General features: G+C 74.5%; 12 protein-coding genes. 9 read left to right on the forward strand and 3 right to left on the reverse strand.

Annotation, left to right across the window (positions count from 1 at the left end; translation table 11 throughout):
• Window positions 1-169: 169 nt before the first annotated feature.
• The gene (locus tag ACFV6D_RS26675) at window positions 170-598 is read right to left on the reverse strand and encodes a DUF5997 family protein (protein ID WP_363377117.1); all 429 of its coding nucleotides are present in this window, start codon (window positions 596-598) and stop codon (window positions 170-172) included.
• A 58-nt stretch (window positions 599-656) separates the two neighbouring features.
• Between ACFV6D_RS26675 and ACFV6D_RS26680 the strand changes: the two genes are divergently transcribed.
• The 3 genes from ACFV6D_RS26680 to ACFV6D_RS26690 all read left to right on the forward strand — a co-directional run bounded on the left by ACFV6D_RS26680 (window position 657) and on the right by ACFV6D_RS26690 (window position 2,724).
• The gene (locus tag ACFV6D_RS26680) at window positions 657-1,451 is read left to right on the forward strand and encodes a LysR family substrate-binding domain-containing protein (protein ID WP_380428594.1); all 795 of its coding nucleotides are present in this window, start codon (window positions 657-659) and stop codon (window positions 1,449-1,451) included.
• 119 nt (window positions 1,452-1,570) lie between these two features.
• Window positions 1,571-2,152: a DUF421 domain-containing protein gene (locus ACFV6D_RS26685; protein ID WP_063350392.1), complete on the forward strand. Its 582-nt coding sequence runs from the start codon at window positions 1,571-1,573 to the stop codon at window positions 2,150-2,152.
• A gap of 113 nt (window positions 2,153-2,265) precedes the next feature.
• A complete protein-coding gene (locus tag ACFV6D_RS26690) occupies window positions 2,266-2,724 on the forward strand; it encodes a hypothetical protein (protein ID WP_380428595.1) in 459 nt (152 codons plus the stop codon).
• A 53-nt stretch (window positions 2,725-2,777) separates the two neighbouring features.
• Here ACFV6D_RS26690 and ACFV6D_RS26695 read toward each other — a convergent pair whose 3' ends face one another.
• Complete coding sequence (locus ACFV6D_RS26695) at window positions 2,778-4,109, reverse strand: cytochrome P450 (protein ID WP_380428597.1); 1,332 nt, start codon at window positions 4,107-4,109, stop codon at window positions 2,778-2,780.
• Window positions 4,110-4,349: 240 nt separating this feature from the next.
• Between ACFV6D_RS26695 and ACFV6D_RS26700 the strand changes: the two genes are divergently transcribed.
• Complete coding sequence (locus ACFV6D_RS26700; protein WP_380371846.1) at window positions 4,350-5,753, forward strand: amidase; 1,404 nt, start codon at window positions 4,350-4,352, stop codon at window positions 5,751-5,753.
• A gap of 90 nt (window positions 5,754-5,843) precedes the next feature.
• Here the strand turns inward: ACFV6D_RS26700 and ACFV6D_RS26705 are convergent, their stop codons facing one another.
• Entirely contained in the window at window positions 5,844-7,793 is a 1,950-nt protein-coding gene (locus ACFV6D_RS26705) for an FUSC family protein (RefSeq protein ID WP_380561348.1), read from the reverse strand.
• Window positions 7,794-8,245: 452 nt separating this feature from the next.
• Between ACFV6D_RS26705 and ACFV6D_RS26710 the strand changes: the two genes are divergently transcribed.
• The 5 genes from ACFV6D_RS26710 to ACFV6D_RS26730 all read left to right on the forward strand — a co-directional run bounded on the left by ACFV6D_RS26710 (window position 8,246) and on the right by ACFV6D_RS26730 (window position 13,882).
• Window positions 8,246-9,337 (forward strand): phytanoyl-CoA dioxygenase family protein, encoded by a 1,092-nt coding sequence (locus ACFV6D_RS26710; RefSeq protein WP_380561349.1) that lies wholly within the window; start codon window positions 8,246-8,248, stop codon window positions 9,335-9,337.
• Window positions 9,319-10,671: a DUF6271 family protein gene (locus ACFV6D_RS26715; RefSeq protein ID WP_380561350.1), complete on the forward strand. Its 1,353-nt coding sequence runs from the start codon at window positions 9,319-9,321 to the stop codon at window positions 10,669-10,671. Before ACFV6D_RS26710 ends, ACFV6D_RS26715 begins: the two co-directional genes overlap by 19 nt.
• Before the next feature lie 150 nt (window positions 10,672-10,821).
• Entirely contained in the window at window positions 10,822-11,964 is a 1,143-nt protein-coding gene (locus ACFV6D_RS26720) for a type III PLP-dependent enzyme (protein ID WP_244293730.1), read from the forward strand.
• Complete coding sequence (locus ACFV6D_RS26725; RefSeq protein WP_380561351.1) at window positions 11,961-12,581, forward strand: GNAT family N-acetyltransferase; 621 nt, start codon at window positions 11,961-11,963, stop codon at window positions 12,579-12,581. Before ACFV6D_RS26720 ends, ACFV6D_RS26725 begins: the two co-directional genes overlap by 4 nt.
• Window positions 12,581-13,882 (forward strand): MFS transporter, encoded by a 1,302-nt coding sequence (locus tag ACFV6D_RS26730; RefSeq protein ID WP_380561352.1) that lies wholly within the window; start codon window positions 12,581-12,583, stop codon window positions 13,880-13,882. Before ACFV6D_RS26725 ends, ACFV6D_RS26730 begins: the two co-directional genes overlap by 1 nt.
• The last annotated feature ends 49 nt before the right edge of the window (window positions 13,883-13,931 follow it).

The following is a 13,931-nucleotide window of genomic DNA, read 5'->3' on the forward strand; positions in this document are numbered from 1 at the left end:
CGCCGCGGCCCCCGCGGGCCCCGCCCCCGCGGGGGGGCCCCGCCCCCCCCCGCGCCAGCCGGCGCTGCCCCCGCGTGCCCCCGGCCCCGCCCCCCCCCCCCCCCCCCCCCCCACCAGCCTTGCGCAGGGGTCTGACAATCGGGCCCGGCCGGCGGCCGGAGCGCGCGGGTCAGCCGGCCTTGGCGGCCTTGGCAGCCTTGGCGGCAAGCGCCGCGGCGTCCTTCTCCTGCTTCTCCTTGATCCGGACGGCCTCCTTGCGGACGTCCACCTGGTTGGCGCGCTCGTGCTGCAGCCAGAGCGGGTTCTCGGCCTTGACGGCCTCGATCTGCTCGGTGGTGAGCGCCTCGGTCACGCCGCCGCGGGCCAGGCCGGCGATGGAGACGCCGAGCTTGGCGGCGACCACCGGGCGAGGGTGCGGGCCGTTCTGGCGCAGCTCCTGGAGCCACTGCGGCGGGTCGGCCTGAAGCGCGCTGAGCTCCTCGCGGGAGACCACACCCTCCTGGAAGCCGGTCGGCGCCGCGTCGAGGTAGATCCCCAGCTTCTTGGCGGCGGTGGCCGGCTTCATGGTCTGGCTGGTCTTCTGCTTGAGCGATGTCATGGTGACAAGGGTAAGGGAGTGCGCGGGCGCTCCCGGTCACGGTCGGTAGCCTTGCCCTGTGACAGACATGCAGGTGAACCCGTCCTTCCGGCTCGCGTACGTCCCGGGCGTGACCCCCGGCAAATGGGTCCGGGTGTGGTCCGAGCGGCTCCCGGACGTGCGGCTCGACCTTCTCGCCGTCCCGGCCGGGGACGGCGAGGGGACGCTGCGCGAGGGCACCGCGGACGCCGGGCTCGTCCGGCTGCCCGTCGACCGGGACGTGCTCAGCGCGATCCCGCTCTACGCCGAGACCACCGTCGTGGTCTTCCCCAAGGACCACTGGCTCGCGGCCGCCGAGGAGGTCGCGCTCGGCGACCTCGCCGAGGAGGTGGTGTTCCACCCGCTCGACGACACCCTCGGCTGGCCGGGCGGGCTGCCCGGCCGCCCGGCGATCGAGCGCCCGGCCAGCACCGCCGACGCCATCGAGCTGGTCGCGGCCAACGTCGGCGTGCTGCTGGTGCCGCAGTCGCTGGCCCGGCTGCACCACCGCAAGGACCTCACCTTCCGGCCGGTCGCCGAGGCGCCGCAGTCCCAGGTGGCGCTCGCCTGGCCGGAGGACCGCACGACGGAGCTGGTCGAGGAGTTCATCGGCATCGTCCGGGGCCGCACGGTCAACAGCTCGCGCGGGCGCGGCGCCCAGCCGGCGGCCGAGCCCCAGAAGGCCGCGGCGCCGCGCAAGTCCCAGCCGCAGAAGGGCGGCCAGCAGAAGTCCGGCCAGCAGAAGTCCGGCCAGCAGAAGGGCCGGCCGAAGCCCGCGGCGGGCGGCCGGGGTGCGGCCGCGGCCAAGCGCGGCAAGCCGAAGCGCCGCTCGTAGGTCCTGTCCGGCCGGGGACCCGGGTTCGTCCGGGTGCTGGCCGGGGCCCGGCGGGGCGCGTACCGTCGGGCCCGGGCGCTGCCCGCCCCGTCCGGCCGAGGGGTTGAAGGAGCGGGGCCATGTGGCACGACCTGGTGATCGTCCAGATTCCGATCGTGGAGAAGATCCTCCGCACGATCGCGGTCTACGCGCTGATCCTGATCCTGTTCCGGATCGCGGGGAAGCGCGGGCTGGCGGGCCTGAACACCTTCGACATGGTGGTCATCTTCCTGCTGTCCAACGTGGTGCAGAACGCGATCATCGGCAATGACAACAGCCTGCTCGGCGGCGCCATCGGTGCGGTCACCCTGATCGCGGTGAACGCCGCCGTCACCCGCTGGCTGGCCCACGACCCGCGTGCCGCCCGGCTGTTGGAGGGCACCCCGACCACCGTGGTGCGCGACGGCAAGCTCGTCCCGGGCGCGCTGCGCGGGCTGGCGCTGCGCGCGTCCGAGATCGAGCACGCCGTCCGCGTCCAGAACGGCGACACGATCCGCGACGTCGCGGTCGGGCGGCTGGAGCCCGACGGCCAGCTGGTGATCACCCTCAAGCCCGCCGAGCAGAGCGCCACCCGCGGCGACGTCGAGGACCTGCACCGCCGGCTGGAGGCCATCGAGCGACTGCTCACCACCCTGGCGGCCGACCGGCGCGGCGAGGACTGACCCGGCGGCCACCCCAGAGGTCTGGGATGGGAACGGCCGCACCCGGCCCGGCAGGATTGGCGTAGACCACTTCCGTCCACACTCGCCGGGCCTCCGTCCGGCCGGAGGATCGAATGCTGCGCAGACTCTCCTGGATCCCGGCCCTGACGGCCGTCCTGCTCGCCCTGGTGGCCGGGCCGACGGCCGGGACGGCATCCGCCGCGACCGAACGCGAATTCCTCCAGGGCTACGGGCAGTTGGTGCCGCTGCCGGCCCCTGTGACGCCGGCGCAGCAGTGCGTCGAGCGGCGGCTGTTCCTGGACGCCGGCACGTACGCCTGGAGCTTCAGCACGCCGGGCGGCAACGTGCCGTCCCAGGACGTCCAGCTCTCCTCGGGCTGGTTCCGTTGGACGATCTGCGTGTACCCGCGGGCGTCCGTCTACGGCGCGACCACCTGGCTCGACCCGGAGACCCCCGGCCAGCCGCACCTGGAGCGGACCACCAGCTTCGACGTCACCTTCACCTACACCTACACGTGGGAGTCCATGCTCTACCGCTGGCAGGGCATCCCCCGCCCGCCGCGCACCATGTGACGCATCGTCAGGCGCGGCTCCCGTCCGCCGCCGGCGCGGGGCGGGAGCCCCGGTCACCAGGCCCGGCGGGCGAGGGTGGCCGTGAAGGGGCGGGGGGACAGCGAGGAGCTGCGGGCGGGGCGGACCGGGCGGCCGGGGGTGGGGGTGACGGTCCAGCGGGCCGCGATGGTGGCGATGGCGAGGGCGGCCTCGGTGGTGCCGAACACGTCGCCGATGCAGCGGCGGGCGCCGAGGCCGAAGGGGGCGTAGGTGCCGGGGGAGGGGCGGGTGATGGTGAGCCAGCGGTCGGGGTCGAAGCGGGCGGGGCAGGCGAAGACGTCGGCGCGGCGGTGCAGCAGGTACGGGCTGAACAGGATGGTCGCGCCGGCCGGGACGCGGTGGCCGCCGAGTTCGGCGTCGGCGGCGGCGACGCGGCTGAGGATCCACACCGGCGGGTAGAGCCGCAGCGTCTCGGTGACCACCCTGGCGGTGAGCGGCAGGGCGGGCAGGTCCTCGTGGCGGGCGGGGCGGCCGTCGAGCACGGTGTCCAGCTCGGCGTGCAGGCGGTCGCGGATGGCCGGGTGGGCGGCGAGCAGGGTCCAGGCCCAGGAGAGGGTGGCGGCGGTGGTCTCCATGCCGGCGAGCAGGAAGGTGACCACCTGGTCGTGGATCTCGGCGTCGGTGAGCCCCCGCCCGTCCTCGTCGCGGGCGCTGAGCAGCGTGGACAGCAGGTCGTTGTGGTCGGTGCCGGCGGCGCGGTAGTCGGCGAGCAGCCGCCGGGTGACCTCCTTCAGGTCCTGTTGGGCGCGGCGGAAGCGGCGGTTGCCCGGGGTGGGGATGCGGTCGGTGCCGGGCAGCGGCATCATGACGCGCCGGCCGACGCCGCGGGTGATGACGTCCATGCTGTCGTGGACGGGCAGCGAGCCGGCCCGCTCGTGGGCGGCGAACAGGCAGCGGGCGGTCACCGCGGTGGTGAGGCGGTACATCGCGGCGGGGACGTCGACCACGTCGCCGTCGCTCCAGGAGGCGGTGGTGCCGGCGATCTCCTCGGCCATCATCGCGGCGTAGCCGGGCAGCCGGTCGCGGTGGAACGCGGGTTGCAGCATGCGGCGTTGGCGCCGGTGCGCGGCGGCCGGGCAGGTGGCCAGGCCGTCGCCGAAGACCTCGCGGGCCTTGTCGAGGACGAGCCCGCCCTTGTCGTAGGTGCGGTCCTCGGTGAGCAGTTGGCGGACCAGCTCGGGGTGGCAGGCGACGTACGCGTCCAGCGGGCCGAGCCGCAGCCGGACGAGGTCGCCGTGGGCGGGCAGGCCGGCGACGAACTCCAGCGGCCGGCGGACGAACGCGGGGACGTGGCCGAGTAGGGGGAGGGCGCCGGGGGCGGTGGCCGAGGTGTACTGGGTGGGCACGGGCGTCACCTTGGGGTGGGGGGTGGACCGGATCGGTTCGTGATCCGGCCTTTCCCCGGGGCCGTCGGCGAAACGATCTCCGACCGGCGGGTGGGGTGAACGCGGGGGCGCATGCCGAACGCCCGTGCGCCGTCAGGGGCCGACGGCGGGAGCCGGGGGTGGGGTATCCCTCGGCGCAGCCCCGCGCCTACACTGCGAACTCTTGCGCGACTACCGGTCAGTAGGGATTGGGGAGTTCGGATGACCGACGAGCGGGCCCACGGGTTCACCGACGACGCCCTCGGCGCGCACGACGCCGTGGCCCTGGCCGCCCTCGTCCGCGCCGGCGAGGTGGCCCCCGCCGAACTGGCCGCGGCCGCCGCCGCCCGCGCCGCCCGGGTCGACCGGACGCTCACCCCCGTCGCCCACCCGTCCTACGACCGGCCCCGGCTCGGTCCGGACGGCACCGACGGCCCGCTGTACGGCGTCCCCACCTTCCTCAAGGACAACGTCGACCTGCGCGGCCTGCCGACCGGCATGGGCAGCGAGGCCTTCCAGGCCCGCCCGGCCCGGCGCAACTCCCGCTTCACCGACCAGTTCCTCGCCACCGGCCTGGCCGTCCTCGGCAAGACCCGGCTGCCTGAGTTCGGCCTCAACGCCTCCACCGAGTTCGCCACCGCCCAGCCGGTGCGCAACCCGTGGAAGCCCTCGCACTCGGCCGGCGCCTCCTCCGGCGGCTCGGCCGCGCTGGTCGCCGCCGGAGTGGTGCCGATCGCGCACGCCAACGACGGCGGCGGATCGATCCGCATCCCGGCCGCCTGCTGCGGACTGGTCGGACTCAAGCCCACCCGGGGCCGCCTGGTCACCAACGCCCAGGGCGGCAAACTGCCGATCGACCTCGTCACCGACGGCGTGCTCACCCGCTCCGTCCGCGACACCGCCGCCTTCTACGCCGCCGCCGAGCGCCACCACCGCAACCCGGCGCTGCCCCCGCTCGGACTGGTCGAAGGCCCGGGGCGGCGCCGGCTGCGGATCGGACTGGTCGTGGACTCGCCGCTCGCCGGCACCGACGAGCCCACCCGCACCGCCGTCGAGCAGACCGCCGCCCGGCTGGCCGCACTGGGCCACCACGTGGAGGAGACCACCCTGCCGTTCGGCGAGGAGTTCTCCCGCGACTTCGTCCTCTACTGGGGCTACATCGCCTTCGCCATCGCGGTCAGCGGCCGGCTGATGCTGGACCGCAGCTTCCGGATCAACCGGCTCGACGGCCTGACCACCGGGCTGCGCCGGCTCTACCAGCGGGAGTTCCTGCACACCCCGGCCGTGCTGCGCCGGCTGCGCGGCGCCGAAGCCGCGTACGCGGGCCTCTTCCGCACCCACGACGTGATCCTCTCGCCGGTCCTCGCGCACGCCGCCCCGCCGATCGGCCACCTCAGCCCGAACGTGGCCTTCGACGAGCTGATCGAGCGCCTCCAGCGCTACGTGGCCTTCACCCCGGTCAACAACGTGACCGGCGGCCCCGGCATCGCCCTGCCCACCGGCGCCGCGCCGAGCGGGCTGCCGATCGGCGTGCACCTCTCGGCCGCGCACGGGCAGGAGCGGCTGCTGCTGGAGCTGGCCTTCGAGCTGGAGGCGGACCGGCCCTGGCGGCGGATCCAGGACTGACCGGGCCTTCGGCGGGACTGGCCCGGCCTTCGACGGGGCGGATGCCCGAGCGGCCGCTCCAGGACCGGCCGGCCCCGGCCGGACCGGCCCTCAGGCGGGCACCACCGCCCGCGCCGCCTGCACCTCGCGGTGCAGCCGGCCCAGCGCGCAGTCGGGCCGGAGGTCGTCCGGCCCGGCCTCGGGCAGCGGCCCGCCGCTGCGCAGCGCCCCGGCCAGGTCGGACAGCTCCCGGACGACGGCGTCGACCTCGGCCGGGGACGGCGCCGGAGCGCCGTGCTCGACCCGGACCCGGGTGGCGGTCGTGGTGTCCACGATCCGCTCGACCGCGATCACCAGCGGCCACCAGGCCTCGGCCCGGGCCCCGACCGGCGGCGGTTCGGTGAGCGCCCGCTGGAACTCGCTGCGCACGGCGGACAGGTCCCGGTAGAGCCGCCGCCGGTACCGGGCGCGGGCCGGCTGGTCGGCCCCGGGCCCGGTGGTGAAGGCCAGCGAGACGTACGCGGCGGAGTCCGCGACGGCGTCGGCCAGCCGCTCCCCGATCCGGGTGTGCCAGGACTCCGGCCACAGCAGGTAGCCGGCCAGCAGCGCGATGCCGCAGCCGATCAGAGAGTCGTACAGCCGGGGCAGCACCAGGTGGAAGCCCCGGTGGTTGAGCAGGTCGGAGAGCAGCAGGATCACCGGGGTGATCGCCGCGGTCTGGAACGCGTACCCCTTCGCCGACAGCACCGGGATCAGGGCCGCCAGCGCCGCCATCACCGGCACGTCCCACCAGCCGTGCGGCACCTCGGCCAGCACCGGGATGGCGATCAGCAGCCCGGCGGCGGTGCCGAGCGCGCGCAGCACCGCCCGGGAGAACACCGAGCCGAAGTCGGGCTTCAGCACGAAGGTGACGGTCAGTGACACCCAGTACGAGCGGGGCACCGCGATCACCGACACCAGGATCTGGGCGAGGCCGATGCACAGGGCCAGCCGCAGCCCGTACCGCCAGGACGCGCCGGACAGCAGCAGCGCGTGGGCGGCCCGGCGGGTGCGGACCCGCAGCGCGGCGGGCCGGCCGAGCGGGTCGTCGTCTGCGTACGGGTCGGGTGCGGGCTCGTGCGCGACGGCCCGGGCGTGGCCGATCGCGGCGACCAGGGCGCGGGTGGACGGCCCGGCCGGATCGGGCAGTCCGGGCGGCGGGGTCGATCCGGAGCGGCCCCGCTCGACGGCCGCGGCCAGCTCGCGCACCGCCGCCGGGTAGGCGGGCGGCAGCGGACCGTACTCGCGCGGGCGCAGCTGCGCCGCCGAGGCGGCCTCCACCACCGGGATGGCGGCGTTGAGCTGGGCGAGCAGCCGGACCAGGGTGGGGGAGCGGCCGTGCCGGCGGGCCCGGCGGGCGAGCAGCAGGTCGTAGGACTGGTTCAGCGACTGGGTGAGCGCCTGCCGGGCGTCGTCGGCTCCGGGGGTGCCGGCGGCCTCCAGGAAGGCGGCGACCGACCGGTAGGTGCCGGCCACGGCGGAGCGCTCCGGCGCGCCGCCGCGCAGCGGCCAGGCGAGCAGGGTGAGGCCGAGCACCAACAGGCCGCCGAGCAGCAGCAGTCCGGGCGGCGCCCACCAGGGGGAGGGCAGCGGCAGTCCGGCGCCGACCACCGCGTTGAGCAGCAGGAGCAGTCCGGACACCGAGGCGACCGCGCCGATCGAGGAGATCATGCCGGAGACCAGGGCGACGGCGGTCAGCACGGCGACGGCCGTCCAGCCCGCACCGTACACCAGGGTGCCGAGCAGGACCCCGAGGGCGCCGAACAGCTGCGGCACGGCGATGTTGAACACCCGCATCCGGTAGGCGTCCGCGGTGTCCCCGATGACCCCGGACAGCGCGCCCATCGACACCAGCGCGCCGTACCCGGGCCGGCCGGTGGCCGTGCCGACCGCGAGCGGCGCGGCCAGCGCCACCGAGGCCCGGGCGGCGGCGGCCCAGGGGACCGGCGCGGCCTTGGGGCGCAGGCTCGCGGTCAGCCAGCCGGGCGGGGTGAGCCGGGTGGCGGCGGGGCGGTGTGCCATAGGCCCAACGTACGGCGCGAAGGTCAGGGCGCAACGCTGGGGAACTCGTTTTGGTTCACGTCCGGGTATGTCAATTCCCGAAACATACTCCGGCTTATGTCACTCTCCGAAACATAAAGCGAACCCCAAGGGGCCATCTGAACTGCGGGATTTCCCTATTGGTAACCAGCCGTCGAGGGTTGACACCATTAGTTGGTCTAGTCCAACGTATGAGGGGCGCGGTTCGGCCGGGGCTGAGGCAGGGTGAGGGGCCTTGCCGGACCGGCGAGTTGGCCCCCTGACGTGGCGAAACCTTGCACGGCCGGGGCCCGGGCGAGGTGGAGCGCATGCGGACGGCATGCGGTCCGCGGACTGAATTCCACGCACGGCCGGTGACGGGCCGTCGGCTCGCCGTGCCCGCACTGTGCGTCCAGGAAGCGCTGCGTCGACTACGAACCATGGAGTGACTGCCCATGCCGAGCCCTGACGGATATCTGCACCGAGCCGCCTCGGCGCGCCCCTACTTCAGCGAGGACGGGGAGAGCTACCTCGCGCGCACGGCGCTGCGCGAAGTCCGCAAGGAGCGTCCGCTGCGGGTGCTCTCCGAGGAGGACTTCGCGTTCTGGCAGACCTACGGCTACATCGTGGTCAAGGAGGCCATCCCGGCCGAGGCCGCACGGCGCCTGCTCGACTTCGCCTGGGACTTCCAGGGCCTCTCGCCCGACCGCCCCGAGGACTGGTACCGCGAACGCGACCACCGCGACGAACTCGACCGGGAACTGCACATCTACGGCTTCGTCGAGGCCTACCACCACCAGCTGATCTGGGACAGCAGACAGGCCCGGCGGGTCTACGACGCCTTCGTCGACGTCTGGGACTGCGAGGAGCTCTGGGTCACCCTCGACCGGCTCAACCTCAACCCGCCGAACATCCGCAACCGCGACCGCGCGCTGATCGAGCCCACCGACCGGGGCTTCGACATCGAACTGCACTGGGACGTCGACACCACCCAGGGCATGCTGCCCCAGCGCGTCCAGGGCATCATCGCGCTCGACGACACCCGGCCCGACCACGGCGGCTTCCAGTGCAACCCGGAGCTGTTCCGCCGCTTCAACGAGTGGCAGGCCGCCCAGGCCGCCGACCGCGACCCGATCCGCCCGGACGTCGACCGCACCGAGTTCCCGGTGGTGCGGCCCGAGTTGAAGGCCGGCGACCTGCTGATCTGGAACGGCCTGCTCGCCCACGGCGTCGCCCGCAACACCTCCGAGAACGGCGTCCGCGCCGTGCAGTACCTGTCGATGATGCCCGCGCTGGAGGAGGCCGCGCAGCTGCGCCGCTCCCGGGTGGAGTCCTGGCGCACCCTCGCCACCCCGGACTGGAACCGCACCCTGGTCGGCGACGCGAACCGCCACGAGTCGCTGCGCTACGGGCCCGCCGAACTCACCGAACTCGGCGAGCGGTTGCTCGGCCTGCGCTCCTGGCGCGGCCCGGAGTCCACGGACGACCGGCCCGCCCCGCAGCCCGCCGAGTCCACGGGGGAGCCGGCATGCGCGCCGTCTGCCTGACCCTGCCCACCAACCGCGAGTGCGCGGCCACCATCGCGGCGATCGGCGCCGAAGCCGCTTACGCCGCACGGCGGTTCGGCGTCCGGGTGCACCTGCTGATCCTGGACTCCGCCGATCCGGCCACCTACCGGCGGCACGCCGAGGCCGTCGCCGCGCTGCCCGCCGCCGGGTCCGCCGCCGGGTCCGGCGCCGGGGAGGTGGTCGTCCACCACCTCGACGAGGCCGCCCAACGCGCCTTCCTGCGCGACGTGATCGAGCGCTCCGGCGCCGCCGGCCCCGACGGGCCGCTCGGCGACAAACTGCTCGACCTAATGCTCCCCGACGCCGTCTCCTACGGCGCCTGCACCAACCGGGCGTTCCTGCTCGCCGGTGCGCTCGGCTGCGCCTCCGTGCACCGCCGCGACTCCGACAGCGCGTACCAACTGCTCGACGGCGAACCGGTGTTCCCGATCGAGCATGAGCTCGCCACGCTCGGCCTCAAGGCGGCCGACGTGGCCGCCGCCGTCACCGAGGTCACCCTCGACCCGGTGCACGCCGACAAGCCCGTCGCCCTGGTCGGCGGCTCCTTCATCGGTGAACTCTCCGTCGACATCGGCGAGATCCGCGAACTCGACCCGGACGCCTACCACCAGGTCGTCGCGCTCTGGGCGCCCACCGGCGCGAGCGAGCAGGAACGCCGCGAACTCGTCGCCGACTCCTTCACCGGCGGCGGCACCGACCCGTTCCGCCACGACCGCGCCGTGCTCGACCTGCCCGACATCTGGCGGATCGACATGTGCAACGTCGCCCTCGACCACGAGGTCTACGACCGCGTCCCGCTGCCGCCCGCCACCGCCACCATCGGCAGCGACTACTTCCTGCTGCACCTCGTCCGCGACGCCACCCTGCCCGGCGTCGTCCACAACCGGCACATCGTCAACTACTACACCCCGGAACGTCGCACCGGCGCGGGCTTCACCGCCTACCAGCTGCGCTACGCCAAGTTCCTGCTCTCCATGCTCTACCTCTACCCGGTCTACTCCGAGATGGAGGCGGCCCGCGGGGCCCTCCTCGACGAGGCGCACCACATCCGCGCCGACGTCATCGCCGACTCCGCCCGCCGCAGCGCCGCGACGGACCGCGCGGAGAACCACCGACGGCTCGACGCGCTGGACCACTGCTACCGGCAACTCGGCGGGAAGTATGCCGAGTTCGCCGACCACCTGGCGCCCCAGCGGGCGCGTCTGCTCGACGAAGCGCAGGCGGACATCGAGGACTTCGCGCTGCTGATCGACGCGTGGGGTCCGCTCATGCGGGCGAGCAAGGCCACGCCCGCCGACCGGCTGCCGCGGTAGCCGCACCGGGAGCCATTCGTGATACGTCAGACCATCGCCCACCGCGCCCCGGCGCACCACACCACCGCCCACACCGGCGTCGCGCCCGACCCGGCCGCGCACGACCGGACGGCGCTCCGCGCCGCCCTCGCCGCCGCCACCGACGACCGGATCATCTACGACCTCGACGGTATCGAGCGCCAGTACACCGACCTGATCGGCGAACTGCCCGACGTCACCGTCCGGTTCGCCATGAAGGCCTGCCCGGTGGACGAGGTGCTCAGCCGCCTCGCCGCCCTCGGCTCCGGCTTCGACGCGGCCAGCCCCCAGGAGATCGCCCAGGCCCTGCGCACCGGGGTGAGCCCCGACCGCATCCACTACGGCAACACCATCAAGTCCGACCGCAACATCGCCGAGGCCTACCGGCTGGGCGTGCGCGACTTCGCCACCGACAGCCTGGAGGACGTCGCCGCCATCGCCGAACACGCCCCCGGCTCCCGGGTGTTCTGCCGGGTCGCCACCTCGGGCGACGGCGCCCTGTGGGGCCTGAGCCGCAAGTTCGGCTGCTCGCCCGAGGACGCCCTGCGCGTCCTGGACGCCGCCCGCTCGGCCGGCCTCACCCCGTCCGGACTCTCCGTGCACGTCGGCTCCCAGCAGATGACCGCCGAAGCCTGGGGCGCCGCCGTGGACTCGCTCGCCGCCGTCCTGGAGGCGCTCAACTGGCGCGGCATCACCCCGCAGCGGATCAACCTCGGCGGCGGCCTGCCCGCCCTCGGCGTCCTGGACCGGCACGGCCGCCCGCTCGACCCGCCGCTGGACAAGATGTTCGCGGTCATCCGCGAGGGCATGGACCGGCTGCGCACCGTCAACGCCGCGCCGCTGGAGTTCCTGCTGGAGCCCGGCCGGCACCTCGTCGCCGACCACGGCGCGATCCGCGCCCACGTCGCCCGGCTCTCCTCCCGGCACCAGCTCGACGGCACCCGCGAGGACTGGCTCTTCCTGAGCTGCGGCAAGTTCAACGGCCTGTACGAGATGGACGAGCTCCAGTACCGGCTCGAATTCCCCACCCACCCCGGCGGCCAGTTCGTCAACGCCGTCGTCGCCGGCCCGACCTGCGACAGCGACGACGCGTACGCCCAGGAGGACGGCCTGGTCCGCGTCCCGCGCGCGATCGCCTCCGGCGAACCGGTCTGGATCCACTCCTGCGGCGCCTACGCCACCGCCTACACCACCCAGGGGTTCAACGGCTTCGAGCCGCTGCCCTACACCTGCATCGGCGGAGCCGGCGGCCCGGACGGAGACAGCGGCAGATGACCGACCTGCGCATCCGGCTGCTCCAGGAGGAGGACTGGGACGGCGTCGTCGCGCTGGAGGAACGCGCCTACGCCGCCAGCGGCCTGTCCGAAGGCCGCGAGGCGCTGCGCTCCCGCCACCGCGCCTCGCCCGACACCTGCTTCGTCCTGGAGCGCCCCGGCGGCCTCGGCGGCTACCTGCTGGCTCTGCCCTACCCGCTGTTCCAGTGCCCCGACCTCAGCCGGGCCGAGGCCGGCGGCGTCCGCGCGACCAACATGCACCTCCACGACCTGGTCGTCGCCGAGGACCTGCGCGGCCGCGGCCTGGCCCACCGGATGCTGCGCGGCCTGGAGGAGACCGCCCGGGCCCGCGGCTACCGCACCATGTCCCTGGTCGCCGTCCGCGGCTCGCAGGTGGTGTGGGCCCCGCTGGGCTACCGCGCCCGCCCCGAGATCGGACTGCCCGGGAGCTACGGCCCCGAGGCGCTCTACATGGCGATGCCGCTGAGCCCGGCCGCCGCCCCGGCCACCATCGCCGTCGCCGTCCCGGCCCCGACCGCCGTCGCTGTCGTCGTGCAGTCGTTGTCCCCCTCCACCGACCCGTCCCTCGGGTTCCCACCCAGAGCCGAAGTGGGCTGATGCACATGTCCCCCGTTCGCGATGACTTCCGCCGGTCCCAACTGGCCATCGCCGCACTGTTCTTCCTGCTCGGATTCCAGTACGCGACCTGGGTCTCCCGGATCCCCGCGCTGAAGGCCCGGCTCGACCTCGGCGAGGCCCAGATCGGCCTGCTGCTGATGACCTGCGGGGTCGGCGCGGCGGTGTCCTTCCCGCTGGTCGCGGTGCTGATGCGGCGGTTCGGCTCCCGCCTGCTGTCCGTGATCTCCGCGCTCGCCCTCGGCGTCGTCCTGGTCGCCCTGTCCGTGGTGCCCGACTACCCGCTCACCCTGCTGGTGCTGTTCTGCGACGGCGTCGCCGTGGGCTGCCTGAACGTCGCGATGAACGCCCAGGGCGCGGCGCTGGAGGCCCGCTACGCGCGGACCACCATGTCCCGCCTGCACGCCACCTTCAGCGCCGGCTCGCTGCTCGCCGCGCTGCTCGCCTCCGGCGTCACCGCCTTCACCGGCACGCTCGCCGTGCACTTCGGGCTCGCCGCCGCGCTGCTCGCGGTGCTGGTCGTGGTCGCCCGGCCCGGTCTGCTCACGGACGACGCGCCGGCCGCGGCGCAGGACGGGCCGGACCAGGAGCAGGACGGACCGGACCAGGAGCAGGACGGGCCGGACCAGGAGCAGGCGCCGGCCGCGAAGAAGGACCGCCGCCGCTTCGCCCTCCCGGCCGCGGCGACCCTCTGGATGGGCCTGGCGATGGTGTTCGGCACCGTCACCGAGGGCGCCATGAACGACTGGTCCGCGCTCTACCTCAAGGACGTCGTGAACGCCGGTGCCGGGCTCGCCCCGCTGGGCATCGCCGTCGTCTCGGTGATGATGGTGCTCGCCCGGATCTTCGCGGACGGCTGGCGCACCCGCTTCGGCGACGGCCGGATCGTGCGGACCGGCAGCCTGCTGGCCGGCGCGGGACTGGCGCTCGCCCTGCTCGTCGGCGGCGTCGTGCCGACCCTGATCGGCTTCGCCTGCGTCGGCCTCGGCGTCGCGGCGGTCACCCCGTGCGTCTACGTCGCCGCGGCCCGCCAGGGCTCGGACGCGCTCTCCCTGGTCGCCGCGATGGGCACCACCGGGCTGCTCGCCGGGCCCGCCGTGATCGGCTTCATCGCCGACGCCACCAGCCTGGTGTGGGGCATGGCCGCCGTCGCCGTTTCCGCCGCGGTCGTCTCGCTCTGCGCCACCCGGATCGGCTGGCCCGCCCCGGAGCCCCACCCCGAGCCCCACCCCGAGCCCCACCCCGAACCCCTCGACGGCCGACTCGCCCCGGACGCCGGCTAGCTCCCCCCCCGCAGACCTCGCCCGGAACGCCGCGCCTCCCCCGTCGCGG

Origin of the sequence: Kitasatospora sp. NPDC059812 (genome assembly GCF_042732075.1) — a bacterium.
Classification (GTDB): Bacteria; Actinomycetota; Actinomycetes; order Streptomycetales; family Streptomycetaceae; genus Kitasatospora.